This window comes from Streptomyces sp. NPDC052064, assembly GCF_055585925.1.
The window spans coordinates 61,263-84,761 of record NZ_JBVJJE010000021.1; the positions used below are offsets into that span (position 1 = coordinate 61,263).

The 23,499-nt window shown below is 69.5% G+C and carries 16 protein-coding genes and 1 pseudogene; 9 read left to right on the plus strand and 8 right to left on the minus strand.

Features of this window, described 5'->3' with window-relative positions:
* Nucleotides 1–17 precede the first annotated feature (17 nt).
* Entirely contained in the window at nt 18–1,064 is a 1,047-nt protein-coding gene (locus tag ACZ6TU_RS38035; protein ID WP_469553364.1) for a hypothetical protein, read from the plus strand.
* Between the two features lie 89 nt (nt 1,065–1,153).
* Here ACZ6TU_RS38035 and ACZ6TU_RS38040 read toward each other — a convergent pair whose 3' ends face one another.
* The 8 genes and pseudogenes from ACZ6TU_RS38040 to ACZ6TU_RS38075 form a co-directional block, all read right to left on the minus strand.
* On the minus strand, nt 1,154–2,254 hold the full coding sequence (locus ACZ6TU_RS38040) for a patatin-like phospholipase family protein (protein WP_466350260.1): 1,101 nt from the start codon (nt 2,252–2,254) through the stop codon (nt 1,154–1,156).
* On the minus strand, nt 2,251–4,791 hold the full coding sequence (locus ACZ6TU_RS38045; protein ID WP_469553366.1) for a ThiF family adenylyltransferase: 2,541 nt from the start codon (nt 4,789–4,791) through the stop codon (nt 2,251–2,253). Before ACZ6TU_RS38045 ends, ACZ6TU_RS38040 begins: the two co-directional genes overlap by 4 nt.
* Nucleotides 4,788–6,092, minus strand: a complete 1,305-nt coding sequence (locus ACZ6TU_RS38050) for a ComEC/Rec2 family competence protein (RefSeq protein WP_466350262.1) — start codon at nt 6,090–6,092, stop codon at nt 4,788–4,790. Before ACZ6TU_RS38050 ends, ACZ6TU_RS38045 begins: the two co-directional genes overlap by 4 nt.
* A gap of 58 nt (nt 6,093–6,150) precedes the next feature.
* A pseudogene (locus ACZ6TU_RS38055) lies at nt 6,151–6,422 on the minus strand (hypothetical protein); the annotation flags it as partial.
* 38 nt (nt 6,423–6,460) lie between these two features.
* Nucleotides 6,461–6,742 carry a DUF3892 domain-containing protein gene (locus ACZ6TU_RS38060; RefSeq protein WP_466350263.1) on the minus strand — a complete coding sequence of 94 codons (282 nt, stop codon included), beginning with the start codon at nt 6,740–6,742 and terminating at the stop codon, nt 6,461–6,463.
* A 143-nt stretch (nt 6,743–6,885) separates the two neighbouring features.
* Nucleotides 6,886–7,914 carry an ImmA/IrrE family metallo-endopeptidase gene (locus ACZ6TU_RS38065; protein ID WP_466350264.1) on the minus strand — a complete coding sequence of 343 codons (1,029 nt, stop codon included), beginning with the start codon at nt 7,912–7,914 and terminating at the stop codon, nt 6,886–6,888.
* Between the two features lie 11 nt (nt 7,915–7,925).
* On the minus strand, nt 7,926–8,831 hold the full coding sequence (locus ACZ6TU_RS38070) for a hypothetical protein (protein WP_466350265.1): 906 nt from the start codon (nt 8,829–8,831) through the stop codon (nt 7,926–7,928).
* A gap of 66 nt (nt 8,832–8,897) precedes the next feature.
* Nucleotides 8,898–9,863 (minus strand): hypothetical protein, encoded by a 966-nt coding sequence (locus ACZ6TU_RS38075; RefSeq protein WP_466350266.1) that lies wholly within the window; start codon nt 9,861–9,863, stop codon nt 8,898–8,900.
* A gap of 554 nt (nt 9,864–10,417) precedes the next feature.
* Between ACZ6TU_RS38075 and ACZ6TU_RS38080 the strand changes: the two genes are divergently transcribed.
* From ACZ6TU_RS38080 to ACZ6TU_RS38115, 8 genes are all read left to right on the plus strand, one after another.
* On the plus strand, nt 10,418–11,176 hold the full coding sequence (locus ACZ6TU_RS38080) for a TnsA-like heteromeric transposase endonuclease subunit (protein WP_469553368.1): 759 nt from the start codon (nt 10,418–10,420) through the stop codon (nt 11,174–11,176).
* Nucleotides 11,177–11,195: 19 nt separating this feature from the next.
* The gene (locus ACZ6TU_RS38085) at nt 11,196–13,556 is read left to right on the plus strand and encodes a transposase (protein ID WP_466350268.1); all 2,361 of its coding nucleotides are present in this window, start codon (nt 11,196–11,198) and stop codon (nt 13,554–13,556) included.
* Between the two features lie 122 nt (nt 13,557–13,678).
* Nucleotides 13,679–14,803: an AAA family ATPase gene (locus tag ACZ6TU_RS38090; RefSeq protein ID WP_466350269.1), complete on the plus strand. Its 1,125-nt coding sequence runs from the start codon at nt 13,679–13,681 to the stop codon at nt 14,801–14,803.
* Nucleotides 14,804–14,853: 50 nt separating this feature from the next.
* The gene (locus ACZ6TU_RS38095; RefSeq protein ID WP_469553371.1) at nt 14,854–15,600 is read left to right on the plus strand and encodes a hypothetical protein; all 747 of its coding nucleotides are present in this window, start codon (nt 14,854–14,856) and stop codon (nt 15,598–15,600) included.
* A 527-nt stretch (nt 15,601–16,127) separates the two neighbouring features.
* Entirely contained in the window at nt 16,128–17,498 is a 1,371-nt protein-coding gene (locus ACZ6TU_RS38100) for a Wadjet anti-phage system protein JetD domain-containing protein (protein ID WP_466350271.1), read from the plus strand.
* Nucleotides 17,491–18,771 carry a hypothetical protein gene (locus tag ACZ6TU_RS38105; RefSeq protein ID WP_469553373.1) on the plus strand — a complete coding sequence of 427 codons (1,281 nt, stop codon included), beginning with the start codon at nt 17,491–17,493 and terminating at the stop codon, nt 18,769–18,771. Before ACZ6TU_RS38100 ends, ACZ6TU_RS38105 begins: the two co-directional genes overlap by 8 nt.
* A complete protein-coding gene (locus ACZ6TU_RS38110) occupies nt 18,761–20,038 on the plus strand; it encodes a hypothetical protein (RefSeq protein WP_469553375.1) in 1,278 nt (425 codons plus the stop codon). Before ACZ6TU_RS38105 ends, ACZ6TU_RS38110 begins: the two co-directional genes overlap by 11 nt.
* Complete coding sequence (locus ACZ6TU_RS38115) at nt 20,035–23,187, plus strand: coiled-coil domain-containing protein (RefSeq protein ID WP_469553377.1); 3,153 nt, start codon at nt 20,035–20,037, stop codon at nt 23,185–23,187. The genes ACZ6TU_RS38110 and ACZ6TU_RS38115 overlap by 4 nt, the downstream gene beginning before the upstream one ends.
* Nucleotides 23,188–23,499 lie beyond the last annotated feature (312 nt).

The following is a 23,499-nucleotide window of genomic DNA, read 5'->3' on the forward strand; positions in this document are numbered from 1 at the left end:
GGAGGAACAACGAGCCGATGCGGCTTGCCAGCACACACGCCACGGTGCAGCGCATCTGGACGGTGCACCTGCGCCCGCAGACAGGCGGGCCGGCCCTGACCTGTCCCCGCTGCGCACACAGCCCCGTCCTGCCAGCCTCCTCCGCCCGCTCGGCCGCCCTCACCCATCTGGCCCGCCACGCCCGCGCCGACACGCTGCCCGGGCATCTGCGCACCTGCCAGTGCCGGACGAGAGGCTGCCACTGGCACCCCCGCCACCGCGGCTGCGCGGGACCCGTCCTGCTCGCCCTGACCTGCGACCGCAGCGGGCGCGCATGGCGACTGGCCGATGCCTGCGCCGCCTGCGCGGCCGCGATGAGCCACACCGCCGTCGTGCCGCCCACCCTGCTCGGCACCGGCCGCGCCCAGCCGGCCGCCGGCAGGGCGCACCCTGCGCGCACCACGCCTCCGTTCGGCCCGGCAGAGCAGCAGCGCGTACGCGAAATGCTCACCTACCTCGCCACAGCGCTGCCCCGCTTCTCCTCCCCCGCCGCCCGGCTGCTCGCCCTGCAGTGCGCACTGCGCGCCGACCGCCACGGGCAGATCCGCCTGCCCCACGGGTTCCTGCGCGGCATGCGGCTGCACGGCCACGCTGAGCTGTGGCTCGAACTGGAGCACGCCGGCTGGCTGCACCGCCCCAGCCGCAGATGCTCCCCCGTCCAGGCACAGCTGCTCGACGCCGCTGTCCTCCACCAGGCCCCCGGACGCACCGGGCGCGTCCGCGCCGCCCAATGGGCCCTGCAACCCACCCCGCTGGCCCTCCCGCCCGCCCTGCCCTCCGCTCTACGGCTGACCGCACTCGCCCTGGCCGCCCACAGCGCTTCCGGGGCGGGCGGGGGCGAGCTCGACGTCCTCACCCGCCGGTGCGGACAGCCGCCCCAGCAACTGGAGGACCTCCTCGACCAACTGGTCCGCGCCCGCCTCGTGACCGCTTGGCACCATCATCACGACAGCGGCGAGGTCCGGTGGAAGCTGCCCGCGCACTCTCCGGCCAGCGAGGACATCGCCCGAGAGACCAGGGCGTAAACGGGCATTGCGGCCTGTATGCCAGCCGCAATGCATCCTGCCGCTGTGCGTTCCAAAGGGGCATTCCTACTGGTTGCTTCGCTGCCTCCTCACCGATGTGCGGGCCGCAAGTACATCGGCAGGACGGTGCGCATGAGCTGTTCGCCGCGGGTGGTGATGGCCTCGAAGTCGCTGCGGGCCATGGCCGCGAAGTTGGTCGGGTAGGAGGCGACCGCGCTGCGGGGGACGAGGTCGGCGGGCGGTGCGGGCAGCCGGTCGTCCTTCATGCCGAGGTAGGCCAGGGCGAAGCCGTCGATGCGGCCGTTGGCGGCCCACTCGTGCAGGCGGGAGCGGGCGGAGTCCTGGGCCTTGCGGTGGACTGTGGCGAAGGAGCGGTTGAGTCGTCCGAACATGAAGTGCGGTGTCTTCAGGGCGAGTTCACCCAGGCCGGCGTCGCAGGAAATGATGAAGGGCACGTCGTAGACGTGCTGGGTGTGGTGCGGTGAGCGTCCGGGCTCGAGGACGGACAGGCCGAGGTTGTCGTAGACGCCGCCGTCGGTGAGCAGCACGGTGTGCTGCTGGCTGTGTCCGTCACGGTGCTGGAAGGTGAAGGTGCGTTCCAGGGCCGGCAGGAAGACGGGGTAGGCGGCGGAGGCGGCGACGGCGGTGGCGACGTGGATGGGTTCGGTGATGGTGCCGTAGCGGGAGCAGCCGCTACGGGTGCTGCCGAAGCGGACGGCGTTGGTGGTGGCCAGGTCGGTGGCGGTGAGGACGACGTCGAGGCCGGGGTGGGTGACGTCGGCCATGGTGGTGGTGCCGAATGCCTTGTGGGTGAGGACGGCGGCCAGGGCGTCGGTGCGGTTGGCGGGGCGGGCGACGCTGACGCCGCCGTGGCGGGAGAGCAGTCCGCGGGTGCCTGCGCGGGCTGCCGCGGTCAGGTTGCGTACGGCCGCAGAGGGCTTGAACGCCTGGCGTGCGATGTCCAGCTGGAGGCCCGAGCGCAGCAGGTCGGTGGTGCGGGTGTCGAAATCGGCAAAGTCTTGCGGGCCGTAGGCCCACAGAGCGGCGAGGAGGGAGCCGCCGGAGATGCCGGAAACGACGCGGATGCGGTCGAGGAGATCGCGGTCATGAAGGGCGCGCAGGCACCCGAGGTGGAACGCGGCCGCGCGGGAGCCGCCGCCGGACAGGGCGAGGCCGATGGTGCGAGTCATGGGCGAGCCTTGCGTGGAAAGGAGACGGGACGGTGGGGGCGGGTGGCGTAGCCGCCGGGCCACCAGGTCAAGGGGCCGAGGCGGGCGGGTGGTTGCGGCGGGGGCGGCTCGGCCGCAGCGGAGGCAGTGCGGGTGGCGAGGTGGGCGTAGAGGTGGGCGCCGTCACCGGTCGCGAGCCACTTGTGCCAGACGGGGTCCGGTCCCCCGGCGATCAGGACCAGGGCGCGGGCGGGGGCGTCGCTCAGTGGGAGGGTGAGACTGGTCATGGCGGCGCGGTCGGTGGCACTGGGCTGCGCGGCGGTGTGCGGGTGGGTGTGCCACATACCCAGGAAGCGGCTGATGTTGCCGGTCGCCTCCCGGCGGGCGGTGAGGTGGCCGCTGACACCGTCCAGGCCATGCCGGAAGTAGGCCTCCGTCAGCAAGGAATCGGGGGGCGGGCCGGTGGCCTCGTCGACGAAGATCACACCGGTGGCGTCGTCGATGACGCCGAGGAGGGTGCCGCCGGTTTCCACGAGCGGGCCCCTGAGCCGGGTGCCGCGGCGGGCTTCCGCGCGCATCTCGGCCAGTGCGGCGGGGGTGATGCGCACGTCGTAGCCGGTGGCCTCATCCGTGACGACGGTGTCGTTGGGCCAGGTCAGCCAGCGCGGCCCGGCGGGCTGGGCGCTGGCGGGGCCCGCGGGCATGCGGACGATGAGCGTGGCCATGGTGTGCCGGCCGCCGAGGTCGGCCAGGGCGTGGAGGATGCCCGTCACCAGTTGTCCGGCCAGCGCGGTGACATCGGCGGCCGATCCGGTGAAGGTGGCGTCCGAGCAGCCGGGTTCGGGCTGGAAGAGCTCGGTCGGTGGCTGGGTGGGGAAGAAGTCCTCGATCAGGTCGTCGAAGGCGTGCGTGGCGTCGGTGTGCGCCGCCAGCGCGGTGCGGCGCAGGACGTCGGCGCCACCGCCGGTGGCGCCGCGGGGTGAGAGGGCGGCGAGGCCGCGGGTGGCGTGGTGGCCGATCATCAGCGTGGCCAGGTGGGGCCACGGGGTGGCATCGGTGCGGCGGGCACGTTCGAGGTGGGCGCGGACGATGCGGTTGGCGGTGCAGTCCCAGATCAGGTCGAAGGCGCGCAGGTCGAGTTCGGACAGCCGGGTGGTGATGTCCCCGACGACGGCTTCGACGCGGGTGGTGTGGGGGTCGATCCGGTTAAGGCGGTGGGCCAGGACGCTCGCCTTGGGCAAGCCGATGTCGGCGTCCGTATAGGGCTGGCGCGCCAGAATTCCCGGATGGACGAGCGCCTGGTCGGCGACGGTGAGGTGCGCGGCGCCAGCGCGTGCGCACATGTCGGCGACGGGGGCGCCCAGGGCACCGGCGCCCAGGACGAGGATGCGTTTGCCCCGCAGCCAGGCCGCGGGGGTGGCGTGGTCGCGGCGAACGGTGACTTCGGGGCGGGCCTCGTACACCCGCATCCACCGGGTGGGCAGACGGTCGAGCCACTCGGTGCCGAACTGGATGACCTCCTCGCCAAGTTCGGCCAGGTGCGCATGTCCGCTGAAAGCAGTGTCGACGGTCAGGCGGCCGAGCCGGTCGGCGAAGTCGGGCAGGTGCCAGGCCACCAGGTGGGTCTGGCGCGAGCCGTCGCCCGCGATGCCGCGTGAGGGGGTACCCAGCAGCAGATGCACCGGCGCGACCGGCGTGTCCTCCTCGTCCTCGTCCGGCGCCTTGCCGTCGGGGTGGAGCAGGGTGCGGTTGTGGTCCGCGACGAATCCCGTCAGCCCCAGCAGCAGACGTGACGTGATGTGGTCGCGAGCCAGTGCCTCGACCAGTTCCCGCGCGGTGAGCGGGTATTCGAACGTCAGGTGCTTCGTGGTGACGACGGCGGGGGCGAGGAACGCGCGAGCGCCGGCCGGGAGGGCGGCCATCCCCCGCAACTGCTCCAGGCTGCCGGGCCAGGGGTCCTCGATGGCAAGCCAACCCACCACGTCGCATCGCGTGTCGGTGACCTGGTGCAGTACGGCGGCGCCCAGCCACGGCCCGTCCGGCCGTGCGACGGGCGCGTCGCGGCGGATCACGAGGAGCCCCGCCGCGCGGTCGGTCAGGGCATTCGGAGGGTGCAGGGGTTCCCCGGGGCGGTCCAGTTCTCCCGCGGCGGCCGCTTCGAACCAGTCCAGGAGGCGGTTGATGAACCCGTACATACCGTCGGCCGGATCCCACTCGGTCGCCGTCGAACGGTACAGACACAGGTGGCGGCCCCAGTTGACGTGCGGGGCACCCGCGAACCGGGTATGCCGGGTCCGCACACTGGGGGCGGTGAACGGGAAGCGCGGGGGGATCAGCAGGGTGACCGCCTCGACGCTGCGCAGCCTCAGGCCGCCTGGGGTGCGCGGCAGGTTGGCGCAGCCGATGCTGATGCGGACCTCGACGTACCCGGCCCGGTCGGCGACAGCGGCCACATGCGTGGCCGCCACCGCTCCTTGGGAGGCCTCGACGATGCGGTGAAGCTGGTCGAGAGCGAGCCGCTGGCCCTCGGTGAGGTCCAGGGTGGTGCTGTCCTTCACGCGGCACCGAATCCGATCTGTACCGCCGGCTCGGCCTTGTCGCCCCTGGCCTGCTGCACACCGGCGCGGGCGGCGTCCGTGCCGCGCCGGTGCGGGAGGCCGGCCGCGGCAGTGAATGAAGCGGCCGGGAAGCGGGTGGTGCCCATCGCGGCCAGCAGCCGCCGGCCGCCGCCTGCGGCCTTCAGCACCTGGGCCTTGTTCTCCAGGTCGGTGACGTCGACGAGCTCCAGCCCCAAGCCCGGCTCCAGAGCGAAGACCACCGGCCGGGGCTCCTCCTTGGAGGGGTACTCCCCCGTGCACAGCACCTCGTAATCGGTGATCGACTCATAGGCAGTGCGGGCCAACAGGTGCGGCGGGTCGTTGCCCGTGTCGTCCTTGTCGCGGAAAGGCCGCGAACTGGAGATCACCCGGGCATCCGCGCCGGCATGCGCCTCAAGCTGGTCGAGGATGTCCTGCTTGAGCTCCTCCTCGCCGTCCTCGCCCTTGGCGTACATGACCTTCTTCGAGCAGTGGTGCGGGGAGAGCAGCACGTCCCACTCGATGCGGTCGGTGCGGCCGTGGAACTCGCTGTAGTCGAAGATCTTCTTGATGGTGGGGTAGGCGAGGTCGCCCAAGAACAGCAGCCGGCCCGTCGTACCGTCGTCCGTGTGCAGCTGCACCTGCAGGGCCAGGGAGGTGTCGTTGCGGTCGCCAGCGCAGTCGTCCTTGAAGGGCGCGTGGACGAACGCCTCGAACCTGTCCGAGACCTCCACGCCGTCGACTGTCGTGATGGACTCCCCGGGGAAGGTGAAGTACTCGTCCGGCAGCTGCGCGTAGGAGTGGTCCTCGCGGTCCTCGTCGTAGCCGATGATCCGCACCCGATCCCCGCTCGCGGGCTCCTTGCCGTCCTCGATGGCCTGGAGGGTGGCGTCCACGCGCCGTTCGACCTCTTCCTGGAAGCGGCGGGCGTCCTCACACATATCCTTGTCCTCGGACAGCTCCCGCCACAGCCGGGGCGTCGCCCAGATCTCCCCGATCAGGATGGAGCTCTCCAGCAGATCGCCGAACCCGCAGCAGTGGTCCTTATCCGCGTGGGTCAGGGCGAAGACCGCCAGGTAAGGCGTCTTGCCGTCGGGCTGCGGCAGGGTCTCCTCCAGGCGGTCGATGACGGCGGCGACCACCGCGTCGTCCTCGTCGGCCGCCTTCATGTCCCGCAGGTCCACCTGCATCACCAGGTCACCGCCCAGCACGATCGTGGTGGAGTCACCCGTGCCCACCGGCCAGAACACCACCCCCTGCCCGGGAAGTTCCGTCTCGACCATGTCCTACCTCTTCACTCAATAATGATCAACTAGCAGGAAAAACACATCAGTTCACTGCTCAGGCCAGATGTACCACGCGCCACTGACAACGCCGCCGCGATCGGACAGCGGAGCGTTCAGGCACTGCTCGCGGGGAGGGGCCGGTGATCGCCGCCTCGACGTCCTCGAGCGTGTCGAACGCCCGGTAGACGGACGCGAATCGCAGGGGACAGGGAGACCTGGCCCCTGCCGCGGGCCGGGCACGGCCAGCCCCACGTCGCGGGAGGTCGGCTCGGTCTTTCCGGTGGCCCGCACCGCTTCCACGATCCGCTGCCCCGGGTGAGCAGGAGCGCGCCGGCCGTTCTTCTGCTCACCCGGGGCGGGCCTGCTCAGCGGCGGGGAAGGGCCAGGAGGTTGTTGGTCCACACGCCGTCGGCGCGGGTCTGCAGGTACTTCTCGCCCCGCGCCGGGGTCACCACGACGACCTCCGCCCGGTGCCCGCCCGCATCGCTCGTGTAGGCCTGGCCCTTCTTGTCTTCGATCCAGGTGACGATCTGCGCCCGGGTGTTGTCACCGGTCTTGCCGTCCGCCGGGTTGGTCCACCACAGGTGGGTGATGTGCTCGTGCAGGGTGCCGCCGGACAGGCGTACCGCGGTGATCTGGATGGCCATGGTTCTCTTCTGCCGGCCTTGCCCGACGGGGTTCCGGAGCCGGCGCCGGGACCCGTCACCCCGGTGCGGGGTGCTTCGCCTGGGACGGACGACGTAACTCGCCGGTAGCGCAACGGGAGTGTCTTGGAGGGGCTGGCGGGGTGTCAGGAGCAGTCGAGGCAGCGGTCGCTGCCGTCGGCGAACATCGCGGGCGGATGCTTGATGAAGCATCCCGGGCACAGGCGTTCGTTCACGCGCGGTGTGCATGCGCAGCGGCCGCACTCGGGGCAGTGGGGGACGCGGCAGGCGGAGCAGGCGGGATCGAAGGAGCGGTACTCCTCGTCGCAGTGTGCGCAGAGGTAGTCGCTTGCCTGGGGGCCGGTGTCCTTGGTGGGAGGCGTGAAGCGGCGCCAGGGGGCGGAGTCGGTGACGAGGACGGCGACCAGGTAGCCGCCCATCGGCGCGGTCTGCGCATGCAGTTCCCGTCCCAGGATGCCGTCGCGGTAGCGGACTTGGGTGCGCCCTTGCGCGCGTCCGCGGCCGGAGGCGCGGGCCCGGTCGATGACCGGGATGTCGCCCTGGAAGCTTCCTCGGCGCAGGGGCGGCAGGCCGTGGGAGGCGGCGAAGGCTATTCGGCCGCCGTCATCGAGCAGGAGGATGTGTCCGGGGGCGGGCAGATGCTGGACGGCGCGCACGCATACGGCCATGCGGGAGGCGGCTCCCGCCCGCCACAGGTCGGCGACCATGTCAGCGGTGGGGCCGGCGGCATCCAGGTGGTGGTCGACGAGCGGGGTGGGCAGCAGGATCTCGGCGGCGAAGGCGTCGCAGGCCGCGTCCTCCAGCTGCAGGCCGCCGTCGGACTGGCTCTCGAAGGCCGTCATCAGGTCGAAGCTGTTCTTCTGGAGGTGGTGGCCCAGCTCGTGCAGGGCGGTGAAGTCCCGGCGGGCGGGACTGGCCGCCTCGGCGACGGAGATCCGCGCAGGCGGTCCAACGTCGTAGGCGCCTGCCACACTGCAGCGGGAACCGGCCTGGCTTTCGGGGACGAGGTCGACGGTCAGCTCCGGCCAGGTCTGCAGTTCGGTGAAGGTCGAGCGCGCCAGGCGCTGCGCTGCGCCCGGGGTGTGCGTCTCCAGTTCCGCCAGCATCGCGGTGGCCTGCTGACGTGCAGTGGCTGCGAGTACGTAGTTGACCACAGCTGACCTCGCTAGTGCAGATGGAGTTCGAAGTAGCGGTCCGTTCTCGCACTCCAGTCGGTGGTGCTGCCTTCCTGGCGTGCCGCCAGGGTGTAGATGCCGAAGGCGGCACGGCGGCGGGCGTCGGGTTCGCTCGTCGCGGTACGGGTGGCGAGGGCGCGTACCTGGGGGCGGCGCGAGGGACGGCTGAGCTCGTGGATCACGGGGGCGGGCAGGGCCGGATTGGCCGCCAGGACTTCGTCGGCGCCGAGGCCGAGCGCTGTGGCGAGGTCTTCTGCCTGCTCGGGTGTGAGGGGCGCCTGTCCCCGCCACACCTCCAGGGCGTGGGGGGGCTGCAGATTCAGTTGTGAGGCCAGCTGTTTGATGGTGATGCCCCGCCGCTGCAGCAGTTCGGGCAGGGCTCCCGATCCCTGTGGCACCCACCGCGCACCGCTCAGTTCGGCGAGGCTGTCGGCCAGGACGCCCCGGTACTCCGCCGCCGCGGCCGTGGGGTGCGGCGCGGTGCTCCCCCATGTCGCGCCCGGCGGCACTTCGTGCGGGAGTGCCGGGCCCGTGGAGGCGGGCAGCGGCACGGTCAACTGGCTGACCTGACGGTCCAGCACGTACCAGGGCAGGGGCAGTTGCAGTCCCCACCACAGGGCCAGCGGCTGCTCCAGTGTGGAGGCGCCGGCGGGCAGCAGCAGCGTGTCCGTGTCGGCGTAGCGTTCGAAGGAGACCGGAACAGCCTGCACCGTGTCGTCTGCGACTGCTGTGATCACCAGCAGCTGGACGGTGTCCTCCCAGACCGCTCTCCAGATCTGGCTGGGCTCAGGATCTCGAGGCGGCGCAGTGGCGACCTCCCGGACGGCGTCGGGCACTTTCAGTCCCGCCGCAGCAGCTACCAGCCGCTCGTAGGCGCTGCTCTGGGCAGGGTTCATCGTGTCTCCCCCTCTCCTCGGCTGTGGTCCATCTGCGCATTCTCTTCTCACTGGATACGGACGACGTCACAGGGGCGGCTCAGGAGGTGGATCCTCACAGCGTCGTAGCAGTGCTCGCATGACTGCTTCCCGGTCACTGTCCTCGGACAGGGCAAGCCGGAGCTTTGCCTTCAGCCCTGCCAGAACAGCCCCGGCCTGGGCCTGTCCAATCTCCAGCAGCTGCGCAGCATGATGGGCGTCTTCGTCCAGGTAGGGCAGCAGCAGGCGCTCGTTGGCCGTCAGCCGCTGCCAGATGTCTTCGGCGTCGCCGCTGGCGCCCGTGGAGTCGGCAGGGGCCGCCGCCGTGCCGGTTTCGGCCGGATCGACGAGCGTCCCGTCGTCGGCGAAGAGCGTGGTGAAGCGGGCCGGGGCCAACAGCTCGAACCGTGACTCGAGGACCTTGGCGAGGTCTTCCTCCCGCACCGCCCCTTGGGCGTGCTCAAGGACCCGCGTGAGAACGGTCATAAGAGCCTGGACCGTTTTACGGGGTGTGGGCCCGGAGTGATTCCAGCGGGTGATCCCGACCCCGTCCACGCGCGAGGCCTCGGCGATGAGATCGTCGAGGTCGCCCTGCCACACCGCGTCCTCGGGCAGGCCGCTCAGTGCCCACCGCGGCGGGGAGCCCGGCCTACGGCGGAAGGACGTGTCCTCGCTCATCAGCCGGGCGATGCGGCGCCGCAGTTTGCCCCGCGGGGTCTTCTTCGCCTCGTCGATGAGGAAGTTCTTGATCGACGCGAGGAACAGCCGCTCCAGCGTGGCATCACTGATGGCCAGCGCGAAGCAGGCAGTGACGAACTTCTGGCCTGCGCCCTCGCGGGTCAGCATGGCCGTGATCACGTCGTAGGCCGCGTCGTCGCTCCACTGCGTGTATCCCTCGGGCGGGGGAAAACCCGACGCACGGCGCACCTGGTGGACCATGCGCAGCAGCAGTTCCAGCGTCTTCGGCCCGGGCTCGCCCGTCTGCGACAGCTCTTCGTACGCTCCACCCGTCACCGGTTCACCCCCCGACCCGCCTGGACCGCGTGAACCAGGCTTCCTGCCTGCATACACCTGCCATCTCGGTCACACCAGGCAACACGCCCTGGACCGGAACCGCAGGTGCGTTCGTTCGTAGTGGGCTTCTTCGCTCTTTCCCTCGGAGCGATCGGCGCAGGAGACCTCTTGGAGAGCGAAGCCGGTTTCCTGGCAAGCGAGTTCAACGGCCAGACCGGCACGCAGGACGCGGGCGGCCAATACCCGACGTCCTGCCTTATCGCCAGCTTGTTCACCCATTCAGGTGGATCCAGCGGGCGGTGAAGTTCTCGTAGCACGAAGCAGCACAGCATGGGATGCCGGGCTGCTGCGGCAGCGGTCATCGCCCCGAAGGGGCCAGGGATGGGTGAACAGGTGGCGGAAGACTGGCGATCCGGCTCTCGTCGGCCGCTGCCGGTACGGAGGCCGACGGCTGCAGGCGGATTCGGGCGCCGGCTGGCACACAGTCAGGGACTGGAACTGGCGGCCGGGCAGGTGTGCGAGACCGTGCTGCGGCGCGACAAGAGGTGGCCGGGGTGAGAACGGTGCGTGCCCCCGGCGACCTGCCGGACCGCGAGGCGGTACCAGGAACCGGGCAGGGTGTCGTGGCTCTGTACCGCGAGCCGTACGGGCCGGTGCACTCGTGCGACGCGTCCGGGCTTCGGGGAGTGGCGCTGGAGGAGTTCGGGCCGGTGAGCGAGCCGGTGCCCTACCGGGGCCGCAAGGGCATCATCACCTACTGGCCGGTGGCGACCCGGGAGCACACCGTGGTGTGCGGAAGTCTGCGGCAGTGGCGGCTGGCGGTGGAGCTGGACTTCGAGCCTGCCTGGGCGGCGTTCAGTGCCGGACCGGTGGAACTGCGGTGGCGGGCGGGGGGCCGTCTTCGCCGGTGGCGCCCGGATTTCCTCGCCCGCACGACCGGTGGCGTGCGCGAGGTGCTGGTGCTGAAGCCGTCCGGCCGAGAGAGCCTGCCCTCAGTGAGGCTTCAGGTGATCGAGGAGGTGGCCCGGGCGGCCGGGTGGCGGGTGCGGCAGGTGCGTGAGCCGGCGGGAGTGCGCGGACGCAATCTGGGATGGCTGGCCGGCTACCGGTTCCCCGAAGGCGACGAGGACGGCCAAGGGCGGGCGTTGCTGGAGGCGTTCAGGGAGCCGATGGGGCTGCGGGCGGGGGTGGCGGCGAGCGGGCTGGACGAGCTGACGGGGCTGGACCTCGCCTACCGGATGCTGTGGCAGCGGCGGCTGCTGTTCGATATCGCGCGGCCGCTGTTGCCCGACGCTGTGGCCTGGACGGCCTGAAGGACCGGAAGGGAGGCGCATGGCGGGATCGGGTGGGGGCCGGCTTGCGGGATCGCTGTCCATCGGGGCGGTGGTGCGCTGGCAGGGGCGCGAGTGGGAGGTGGTGGCGTGGCAGGGGGCGCAGGTCACGCTGGTGCCGCAGGACGGCGGGCAGGAGGTGCCCCGGGCGGTGTCGTACCGGTGGCTGGTGGGCGCGGAGGACTTCGCCGTCGTCAGCGGCGGTGGGGCACCGGCCGCGGACGGTGCGGCCCTTGGCGGGTGGGGGCGGCAGGAGGGCCGGGAGGAGGAGGCCGCGCTGTGGCAGGCGCGCATGGTGGAGATCGACACCGGTCTGGCGCCGGGCAGGAGTGAGCATGCGCGGGGATTCGGGCCGGGCACGACGCTGGCCCAGCGGTGCGCCGCGATGTCGGCGCGGCTGGCCGCCGACGGCGTCCGCTGCTCCGCCCACACCCTCGCCGACAAGCGGCGCAAGTGGAAGGCGGCCGGGGAGAACCCGGTCGTCCTGCTGCCCGGGCCGCGGGACAAACGCCCGGGGGGCTTCACCGACCCGCGGTGTCTGACCGCCATGCAGGAGGTGGTGGCCCGGCGCGCACACGCGTCGGACGTGACCATCGACGTGATCCGCGAGGAAGTCGAGGACCTGCTGCACTCGCGGTACGCCGAGGAACTCGGCTCGGCTGCCGTGACGGCTCTGCTGCCCTCCCGTTCCACCTTCTACCTGCGGATGAAGGAGTCCGGCCTGGCCGATGCCCTGGGCCAGCCGACACGAGCCCGGGCCGCTCTGGCCTCCACGCCGCCGCTGCCCCATGGCGGGCGCGAAGTCGTGCTGCGGCCGGGACAGGTGACCCAGGCAGACACCACGCCGCTGCGGATTCTGGCCCGCGGCGACGACGGCCGACCCACCGCCACGGAGCTGACCACGCTCATCGATGTGGCCAACCACAGCGCGTGCGCGCTGATGATCACGCCCAGCCGTCCCCGGGACGCCGAGAGCGGGCAGGCGGGCCAGGCGACCCGGGCAATCGACTTGACCCTGATGCTGGCCCAGGCTCTCGCGCCCTGGCCGGTGATGCCCGGCTGGGACCCGCTGAGTGCAGCCGCCGCCTCCAGTCTGCCGTTCGGGGCGCTTAGGGCGGCGGACGAGCGGTTCACCGAGGCCACCGCCGCCCGCCCTGTCATCCGCCCCGAGCTGATCATCTACGACCAGGGCAGCCCCTATGTGAGCGAGCACTTCACCGAGGTCTGCGACCGGCTGCGCATCGCCCGCCGCCCGGCGCGCAAGAAGACCCCGACCGACAAGCCGCTCCCCGAGCACTTCTTCGTCACCCTCGCGCACCGCTTCAGTCAGCACGTCACGCACGGCTGGCAGGGCCGCAGCCACAAGAAACGCGGCCGCGGCATCGACCGGATGCCGCTGTACACGATCGCCGAGCTCCAGCAGATGGCCCAGGAGTGGGTGGCACTGGAGTACCAGCAGACCCCCGACGCGGGGCTGCGCGACCCGTTCCGGCCAGGCGTCGTGTTGTCGCCCAACGAGATGTACGCGGTCCAGGTGGCCCGCAGCGGCTACCGGGCGGTGCCGCTCTCCCCCGCCCAGAACCGCTTCTTCCTGCTGCGGCAGTGGGTCATCCCCGGCAAGGGCGGCTTCATGATCGACTATCGGACCTATCAGCCCACCGCGCAGGACGCCAGCCACTACCGGGAGATCCTCCTCCGTGGCGACTCGAAGCTGCCCGGCCGGGAGAAGCAGTGGGAATGCCGCTTCAACCCCTACCGTCCCGAGCGGGTGTGGCTGTACGACCACACCGTCGGCACCTGGGTGACCTGCGATTTCCGGCTCCGGCACCTGCTGCACGACCCGTGGACCGCGGACATGTGGCAGGAACACGCCGAGCAGCACCAGGCGGCCGGCGGCAGCAAGCAGGACGAGGAGGCGATCGCCCTGTCCCTGGCGCAGCGCGACCGGCGACGGCGCAGTCGCAGACCGCCACCGAAGCGCACTGGGGCCGAACCGCCCTTCCAGGGGCTTGAGTTGGAGACCGAACAACCGTCCCAGGACCCATACGCGGATCTGGAGGAGTTCGACCTGTCGACCCTGCGGCCCTACCCGGCGCTGCCCATCTCCCCCATGGCACCCCCGCCCGCAGCCGCCCCGCCGGCGCTGCCCTCAGGCACCGGCGACGCAGACCGGCCGCCGGACAGCGGGCAGACTCCGCATCCGCTCGCAGCGCTCTTCCCCGACGACGGCGACGGCAGCAGACCGCAGGCCCCCACGGCCGAAGTACCGGCAGCTGCCTACGAGGTCGTCGAAGCGGAGCTCCTCGATGACCTCGATCCGGACAGTGACGACGAGGCTGCGGATGACGTATGGGAGATGTAGACGACCTGGGGCAGGGGCCCGTGAACGCCGCAGCCGCATGCCGGCCTCGGGAACGGACGCGTTCTCGGTCCAAAGCCGGTCCGCCGGTGTCGAGGCAGGAACCGCGATGAGAGAGAAGCGTAATGAAGGCATCCGTCGAACTGCGTGACAAGCGTGAAGCCCGTCTGCGTCAGCAGCTGAAGGACACCCCGATGCGGCCTCTGCCGCTGTTCCAGCTCACCGGCTGGACCCACTTCGTCGACGAGGAGGTGGAGCCGCCCGTCCTGCCGGCTGGCAGCAGTCCCACTGAGGACAGGAAGACCGACGAACAAGCCATCGCCTACCACCGGCATCTGCGGATGGTGCCCACCGACGCGATGACCCACATGCAGGAGATGGTCGTCGAGGCGGTCCACCGCAACAGCGGGAGCCGTGAAGGCCTGATGGACCATGTGATCGACGGGCCCGCGGGCACCGGCAAGACCTGCCTGCTGCGGGCAATCGGGCGCACCGCCCAGCAGGAGATAGAAGCCGCCATGGGCGGCAGGCGCCAGAACACGATTCCGGTGGTGCACATCACCACCCCCGCAGACCCGGAGCCGAGGGTGAACTGGCTCTGGGAGATCGGCTCCTACCTGGGTCTCAACCCTGAACCGAAGAACCTCGTCGAAGTCCTGGAGATGCGCAAGCACCAGGACGTGACCCTGTCGGTCAACTACGTCCTGGAGACGGCGCAGACCCGTCTGCTGCTCATCGACGACATCAACCGCGCCTCGCCACAGCACCTGGCGAACGTGCTGCCCTACTTCGACTACCTGCGCGACAAGCTGGGCATCTCCATCGTCTTCTGCGGCACCGGAGCCAGCCACCGCCTGCACCAGGCCCGCATCCTGGCCGGAGAGCTGACCCGGGTCAGCGAGGAGAACCGGGTACGGCTCGAACGGGCGGGACAGCCGGCCCAACCCGTCTCGCCCTCACCCACCGAGCTGCTGCCGGTGACCTGGCTGCACCCCCTGCCTCTGGGCACCAAGAAAGAGGAACAGGAGATGTTCCGGCGCGTCCTGGCGAGCTTCGAGGCCGACCTGAGCCTGTACCGGCTCGAGGAGAACGCCCTGAGCAAACACGCTGCCACACTGCACCAACGCACCGGCGGCTACTTCAAAGCCCTCGCCTACGTCATCTCCACCGCCGCCGTCATCGCGATCCGCAGCGGCAGCGAGAACATCACCATGACAGAGATCGACGCCGCGACCGCCCAGCTCCGCTGATGAACCTACCGAGTTCGTGACCGCTGATCTCTGCCGGGACCCTCATAGAAGTGAAGGATCAGCGCCGCGAGACAGATCTGATCGACATGATGACCGCCATGAACGATTTCCTGGACAAGCTGTGGTCGATGGAGTTCGGAGCTGCCCTGCTGGGTGCCCTGGCAGGTGGGGCCTTCACGATCCTCGGGTCGTGGCTTCAGGCCCGAAGTGCCAACCGGGCCACCGCTTTGGCACAGGCCCAGGCGAATGCTCAGCGGGCCTTCGACACGCTCACCGAACTCAAGGTGTACATGGAGGCCCAGACCTTCGTGGGCAGGGGCACGCATGGGACCAGGACGGAGTGGAACCGGCAGCGCAAAACGCTGATCACTACGGCCAACAGTTCGATCATGCTGCTGCCGGATGCATACAAGGAGACGCGTGGCCCGGCTCTCATGCTGCTCCAGATGATCAAGGAGTGGTATGGGGATCCCGAGTGGCGCGAGTACGAGGCGGAGACGAACCTCCTCCTGTCCGAGGCGTTGAATTTCCTTGGGCTGTTCGTCCGCGGGTCTGCGGTTCCGGAGAAGCGCGAGATGAGCGAGGTCATCGCGGAGACGCTCGGACAGTACCGGCGCCAGTGGATGACCGCCGAATTGGAGGACCTCGCCCGCGAAGCCGAGAATAGCGGCTTGGACGAGGAGGACCAGGAGCGGGCCAACCAGCTTCGGCACGCCCTGGGGCTCCTCCCCCAGCAGGGGCCCCGCCCCCGACACTGCGACCAGTCCGGCCCAGGCTCCCGGAACGCAGTGACGTAAGAATCGCGCAGATGTTGGGGGCCTTCTCCCGCGTGAGGGGTGGCGCGGTGCGGGGCAGCGGCCTCTCCGGTCGGGCGACGACGACGAACCAGGCGGAGGAGGGGTTCTGTTCGAGGAGGAAGTTCTCCCGGATGTGCGCGAAGAGCCGGTCGAGGGTGCTCCGGACTGCTTCGTCGTTGGATCAGTCGAACATCAGCGCGGTTCTGGCAGCTCGCCGGGCCTGGCTCCGACCCCTCCCAGATACAAAATCTGCCCAGGACCGGAATCAGACGGACGGCATGAGGACGGCGTCTGGCCCGTGACAGGGACAGCGTCGATTCTCCTCGCGGGCCGTCTGTGGAGCCAGAGCTAATAGCAGGTGACGGTACGTCACTGTGCCTGCTTTGGATCAGTGTTGGATTGAACTCACTTTGTCTGTTTGTGAGGCGCAAGAGGCCTTGTGTATGCCTTCCTGACAGAGTGGAACTGCCTGGGTTCAAGGTCCGATGTGTCTCTGGGGAGGGCATATGAGTGCCGGGGCGGGCGCTATGGCTCTGTTGTTCAGTGAAGCGGAAGGCCGCATCCGGGTATCGGTGGCTGAAGCCCCGGAGGGCATACACGCTTTGTCCGTACCGGTACGTCGTGAGGGGATGAACCGCGCACCGCGTAATCGCCGGGGTTTGCTGCGCATTCGGGAGGTCGACCTGGTGACCGCGCGGGAGCAGCCGGCCTATGAACCCCCGGAGACTTTGGATAGCCGGCATCTGGTGTGGGTGCTCTCGGCGCAGCGGCGCTCTTGGGCCACGGTGGAGTCCCGTTTCGGAGACAGGGCGTGGGATGTAGCTCTGGCGCTGGTGCGGTGCGGAGGTGTGGTCCTGCGTTGCGCGGTTGATGACGATCTCGAGCTCGCCGGTCCGTTGGCATGGCGTCTGTCTCATTCGTGGGCATTGCAGGCGGATGAGTTGTTGCAGGAGCTGCGCGGGTGGCGGGATCCCGATGAGGTACGCAAGGAACTGCTTGCGTTGATGGCGCCGGTACCGGAGTTGGAGCGGGAGCAGGTGTTGCTGGATGCCTGTCCGGCGGGTTCGCCGCTGAGGGTGCCGCAGGACAGTGCGGTGGCGACCGAGGCGTGGACTGCCTATGAGGCGGCGGTGCGCGCGGCGTCTGTGTGGTGGCCGGCGCACCGGGACGGGGAGCGGTTGTCCGCCAAGGAGTTGGCTGGCCTTGCGTTGAGCGGGTCGAAGAAGTGGACCCCTCCACGGCAGGCGGCTTTCGAGAACCTGGTCGGGATGAGCTTTGACCTGGCGCTCGATGAGGCTGATGTCGATATTCGGGTGCGGGGGCCTTTGCGGTGGCGGGTGGGGTCGGTGGCTGCCGACGCTGCGGTGGCCAAGCCGTGGATCGCTCTGCCTGCTGGCGCTCTGCGGCTGGTGGGGGAAGTCGAGCACGGCGGGCGGGGCGTCTTCTTGGTTGAGAACTCCGACACGTTTGAACGTGTGTGCGCGATCTCGGAGGTCACGTCGCAGTGGCTGTGCATCTGGGGCAAGGGGTACGTCACCAACAAGCTGGTTGCCCTGCTGGAGTGGATGCGTCCGGAGCGGATGGCCATCTGGGGAGACCTGGATGCCGATGGGATTGCCATCATCGATGATCTGTCCCGGCGCTTGGACCGCAAGGTGCATCCGGTGGGGATGGAAGTGGAGATGTGGCGTGCCGGCCCCTACCGGGATCAGGAGCCGGAGCAGTATCCGAAAGCGCGCGCGCTGGCGGAGAGGATGGCGGCGGAGGGGCCGGTGGAACTGCGGGCCCTGGCGGCGGAGATCGCGGTCTCGGGCGAATCGTGTGAGCAGGAGCCGTTGCACCGGAAGGTGCTGCCTCGCTTGGTTGGGCTGTTGGAGGCGGTGCCGGCCGGTGGGTGAACAGCTCGCGTTCGGGGACGGCGATCGGGAGGATCTGGCGGCGGCTGTTCAGTTGGCCAACTGGCGGGCGTTCATGGCTCCCGTTGCTGAGGATGCTGGTGCTGTGGCGCAGCACCCGGAGGTGGCGCGGGTGGCGCTTGCGATCCTGAAAGTGTTTGCCGAGCATGCCGGGGCGCACGGGCTGTCGAAGGCTGAGGTCGTGCAGGCATTGAAGGGCAATCCCTCAGGGTGGCCGGAGGAGCTGATCGATCGCCGTTTGGCTGTCCTGATCCGGCTGGGGTTCCTTGAGCCCTATCTTCTGAAGTCCCATCAGGACCGGTATGTCGTGCGGCCTGCAGGGCTCGCTGGTGCTTTGGCGGCTGAACGGCTGGCGGAGCACGGGGGTGTTGATGAGTTGATCTTGCTGTTGGATCGGGCGAGGGCGGTGTTCGATCGCAGCAATCCCGACCCCGAGGCGGCTCTGGACTATCTGGTGTCGTGCCGGAACGCGCTGCGGGTTTTCGCTCTGGATTTGCAGCGGCAGATCGCTACCGGCACGACGGCCGAGTTGATGGAGTCCCATCGACAGCATGATCATCAAGGGTTCACGCGCCAGGTGAAGGAACTGAACAAACTGGTCACGGACCGGTTCAGTGGTGACTGGGCGCTGGAGGAAGCTGGTTCGGCTCTGATCGAGGCGGAGCAGTTCTACCGTCTGCAGGTCATGGCCGCTGCGGACAAAGTGCTTGAGCAGGGCGGCGGCAGTCTGAACTTTGACGTGCTGACCGTCAAGGAGTACGACCACGCCGCGGTCCAGGGTGACGTCGAGCTGCTGTCGCAGGTGGGTACGGCACTGGTCGCCGACGTGCCGGCAGTGTGGATCGAGCCGGCTCAGCTTCTGGAGACAGTGGAGGGGTTCGCCCCGCGCTCGCGGGCACGCGTGCGGCCTCTCGTGGTCGAGGGCGACGACGAGGATGAGGACGATCCTTTGCAGTGGGCCGAGGATGCACACGCGCATCTACGGGAGCGGTGGCGGCTGCGGGCCGATGAGTTGTTGGCGGCAGATGAGGAAGTCGATCTCACTCAGGCGCTGTACGAAGCGGGATGGCCTGCGGCTGCTTCGATCATCACCGATGTGCTGGCGCTGAGTGCCGATCCTGACGAGCCCTATACGGTCGTGGTGGAGGACGGTTTGCTAGCCGATCCGGAGGCCTCCGTCACCTATCTGCATCCCCTGCGTCTTCGGCGTCAGAATGTGGCTCAGAGGTCCGATGGGGGTTCGGATGGCTTCTGAACAGGACGCCATCCGTGAGGCGGATGAGGACAGAGCGTTTCAAGCAGCGTTGCTTCTGGGGCGGTTGCGGGCCGCTGGAGTGACATCGGCCGAGACGACCGGTCCCGTGGCGTTTGCCGCTGCGGCCGCGGCCGCCCGGATCGGACGCCGGGTGATCCGCGTGCACGGGGTGGGCCGGTTGGCCGATGTGCTGGTCTTGGGGTGGGACGGTGAGACGGCACCGGTTGCCGGCCTGTCGCCGGCGTTCCGGATTGGTTTGTCGCCGGTGCCGACCCTGGTGTGGGCGGCGTGCCTGCGCGCGGCGTGGCCGCGGCCTGAGCGCGCGCCGTTTCCGGGCGGGCCGTTTAGGCGTGCCGCCATTGTGGCGTTGTGTTCTCAACTGGGCGCGGACCGCGAAGCGGTGGAGCGGGCACTCGAGCGGACCTTGCCGGAGGCCGGCCTGATCTCCAGGGACGGGGACGAACTGCGGCTGGGGGCAGCCGTTGCGGCGTTTCCTGCTGTGGTGGTGGAGGGCCTGCGTCGCGGGCACCATCTGCTGCCGGCTCCCGGGGCGGATGAGCAGGCGAGCGGTGAGCCGGATTCGGCGGTGCCGCCGCATGAGGTCCGGGCCGATGCCGGGACGGTGCTTGAGATGTCCGATGGATATGTGGTGCGGTCAGTGGTCGCCACACTGGAGACGGCTCGTCGGCCGGTGCCCCGGGGTGAGCTGCCGATGCTGGCTGATCCTGCGATGCGGGCCGCGGTGGAGCAGGCATTGCTGCCGTGCGGGCGGCAGCTGCTGCAGACAGCGGAGGGCAACTGGGTTACCGGGTTTTGTGACCCGCTCGCCGATGCCCTGGTGGCCGAGGAGGTCGGGACCCTCGCCGCGGTGGACCGGGCCGTGCTGGCCCTGGTCCTGTTGCACACGGTGGCGATTCCGAGAGCTCGGGGGCGGCACCGGCACAACCGTTGGACGGGGGAAGTCCACACCGTCACCCTGGCGGAGCTCGCCTCCAACCGGCGGATCTCCAAGGCCGCGATGAGAACGGCGCTGCGCAGGCTGCGGGCGGCGGGCATGGTCGCTGAGACCACCACGGGCCGTTACCTGCCGGGTCCCGCCCTGGAGCGCATGAGCGAGGCCCGCAGCAACCTGCTCTGGGAGGACCTGATCTTGGTCGGTCGGCCCGGTGGGCAGCTGGCCGCCGCCATCCGTCGGCGGCGTGGCCTCGAAGTCCCCGCGCCTCGCGGCGAGTTATCTGAGATCCCGACAGAGACGGACCGCATGTGAGTCAGCAGATCCCTAGTGCACGTGGCAAGCGGGGAGTGGTCGGTACCCGTCAGCTGGTCGCTGTCCAGACGTTCTCCATTGCCCGTTTGACCTCCCACCCGGTGGCGATCGTCCCAGGCACATTCGTCGCGGTGACCGGGCGGGGGCCGAAGGACTCCAATGAGTCGGGAAAGACCAGCTTCCTGTCTGCCCTGGCCCTCTTGCTGGGAGACCCGGAATGGCGCATGACGGGCGGTGGCTCCGTGCACGCACCCAAGCTGCTGTTCGAGCCCGTCACCGCCGGGGCATCGCCAGAGGTGAACGAGGCCGCCTCGGTCGGCTATGTGGTGGGCGTCTTCGCCGAACCCGAGGATCCATGGGGCAGCGCGCACACCGTGTGGCTGCAGGTATCGGCCAAGTCACCGCACATCGAGGTACGACACAAGGAAGGGGTGCACCTTCTACTCGGTGGAGACGATCGCAGCCAGCACGAGCTGGCTCCAGGGTTCTTTCGCGCGCTCGGTGGTAAAGCCCTGGGGGCCACGGACTACGCGGAGGTCCTCTACGGCCGCGCCCCGCGTCTGCTGGCCTACATCATCAGCCGCGGCGGTATGCGGTCGCGGCCCTCTTTGCTGAAGCTGGATGCGGGCACCTTTACGCCCGTGCAGATCGGGGAGGCGCTGCTCGATCTCACCGGCAAGGCCGGCATGCTCGCCACGGACGTACAGGCCCGCAAGGACCTGGCTAGGACGCAGAAGAACCTGGCCGACAAACTGGCCGATGCCGAGAAGTCCTGGCACGAAGAGGAAATCATCCTTCACTCTGTCGACACCCGGCAGCGGGCCCGGGTGGAGGCTGGCCGGGCTCACCTCTTCTGGCGACTGGCATCGGCACGCGCCGCACTTGATGCCGTCGTCTACGAGCGCAGGATCGGCAGCAGCCTCGCCCGTGTCGAGGATGATCTGGCAGCTCTGGCTGCGCGGCATGATGCAGTGCAGGGCCAGCTCACCAAAGCCCGCGACATCGGCCAGCTCCGGCAATCGGCCCGTTCCGCACAGTTGCGCAGCGACCAGCATCAGCGGGAGGTGGAGGAGGCCAACGAGAAGGTGGGACTGCTTCGAGGCGACTTGAAACGGGCGCAGCAGGATCACCGCCAGGCGCGGCAGCAGGCCGAGGACTACGCCGGCCCCTCCCCCACCGAGCTCGCCCAGCACGTCAGCGACCAGGAGGCGCGTCAGCTCGAGGTGAAAGCCGAACTCCTGCTGACCGAGGAACGTGTCAGGGCGCTGGAGGGAGAGCTCGCCGAGGCCCGGGAGGGGCGCACCGGCCAGGCGGGGGCGGCGTTGCGGGCCCTGGAGGGGGAAACGTCCCACCGGAGGGTGGGGCTGATGGCCACCACTCGCGTCCGTCCTGAGGCGCGGTCCCAGTGGGAGGCCCGCCTGGCACCGTGGAGGGAGGCGGTGTGTGTCGCCTCCGATGCCCTGGAGGATGCCAGCCGTGCGGTGAGCACTCTGCCCGGGACCATCCTCATCTGCGGGCCGTCGAGCGAACCGGAAGCGGCAGGTTCCGGCGCCCCGGATGGCTTGCCCGAGGGAATCCTGGACGCCGATCCCCTGGCAGTGCCGTTCCTGCATGCCCTGGCCGATTCAACCGATGTGACGGTTCCTCCGCATGCCTGGCTGGCCGGGCTGGGGGTCCGCGTCATCGGAGGCTTCGAGAAGCCGATCGCCGGCCAAGAAGACATCTGCGCCCACCTTGAAGGGCAGCGGGATCAGGCCCGGGCCCAGTGCGCTGCGCTGGAGACCGCAGCCGACCTGCACCGTCGCCGGATCGCCGAACTGCGCCGGGACATCAAACGGGCCGAGGCCCAAGAGCTCGCACAGCGGCTCGTTCCCAAGATCCGCGACCTCGAGGACACCCACGCCCAGTGCGTTGCCGCGCTGCCCGGGCTGCGTACGTTGGCCAAAGAGGCAAGCGAGACGGCGCATGAGGCCCAGACGGCGTTCCTCACCGCGAAGGAGCGCGCAGACAAGCTCGAGGGCGAACTGCGGAAGTTGAAGGACGACAGGGCGCAGGCGACGCGGAGGAAGGAGAAGCTGGAGGAGCTCCGCAAGGGGCTAAGCACCGACCGGGCACGGATGATCTGGACGGGCTCTGAGGAGGAGGCTTTGGAGGAGCTCAACTGGAGCTGCCTGCCCGAGGATGAGCCCGGCGCGGAGCCCGCCGACGGCATCAACTCCTACGCCGTCGTACCGCGGGACACCGAGCGCCCGCCCGAGGTCCGCACCTGTGCGGACCTTCGCAGCGAGAGCCGGTCCCGGCTGACGGCGGCGCTGACGAGGCTCGCCGCAGACACGGTAACCACCGGTGTGGCCACCGTGGAGATCGCCGACGCCCTGCACCATCACGAGGCGCACACCCACGATCCGCACGACACCATCTTCCGTGGCTCGCTGACCGCGCTGAAGACGTGGCTGGATGAGTACGAGGAGCGGGACGCAGGAGCTCGGGAGCAGGTGGAGGTGAAAAGACGGGAGCGGGAGGACGAACAGAGCTACCTCCACGACCTCGTCGAGGAGTCACGCCAGGCCCTTGAAGAAACTCAGGAGTCCATCAAGGAACGCGTGCACAGCGCGCTGGACCGCATCAGCAACCAGCTCAACCTACTGCACAAAAAAGAGGGGTACGCGGCCGACCTGCTCTACAGCGTAAGCGCGCCGGAGAGCGCCGAGGGCCAGTGGATCTGTCATGTCGTGCCCCGGTGGCAGCGCAACCCCGGCGGCTCCTTGCTGGCCTACGATGCGCCCACCAACACCGCCCAGGAGAAGCTGTTCTCCATCCATCTCGTCCTGGCCGCCCTGCTGGCCGCACCCGACGCGCGGGGCCGCGTCCTCATCCTCGACGAACTCGGTGACTCACTCGGCGCGGAGCACCGTCGTGAAGTGATCGCCGCACTGCGTGACGCTGCGCTGGAACACGGCATCACCGTGCTGGCCACCTGCCAGGACGGCCTGATGGCGGACGTGGGGCCAATGTGTGGCCAGGTACTGCAGTTCCGCTACTACTCGAAATCCGACCCCTTGAACCGGCCCACTGCCATGTACGGCTTCGACGCCAACCGACGCCGCGTCAAGCTCACCTTGGATGATCTAGTGGTCAGCCGATCCTGAACGACGTGTGAGTATCCGCCGACGGCCGTTGGCCCGACCTCGGCACCCGCAGCCGGAGCACGGCTCTCCTCGTCGTCTTCGTTCTTCCACCCCTCGTCACCCGTCATCAGTGTCCTCGAAGTCGTACGGCACCGCGGGATGCCCGTGACCGTAATGCACTGCAACCGGACTAGATCGACCGGGAGTTCACCGACCGGGCGCGTGAGCCTCGCTGACGTTATGTCCACACCTTAGGAGCGCGCACTGGCACCCACCGGAAACGGGTTCGACGAGCACTGCTTGCTCCTTCTCCTGATCACGGATACGCAGAGA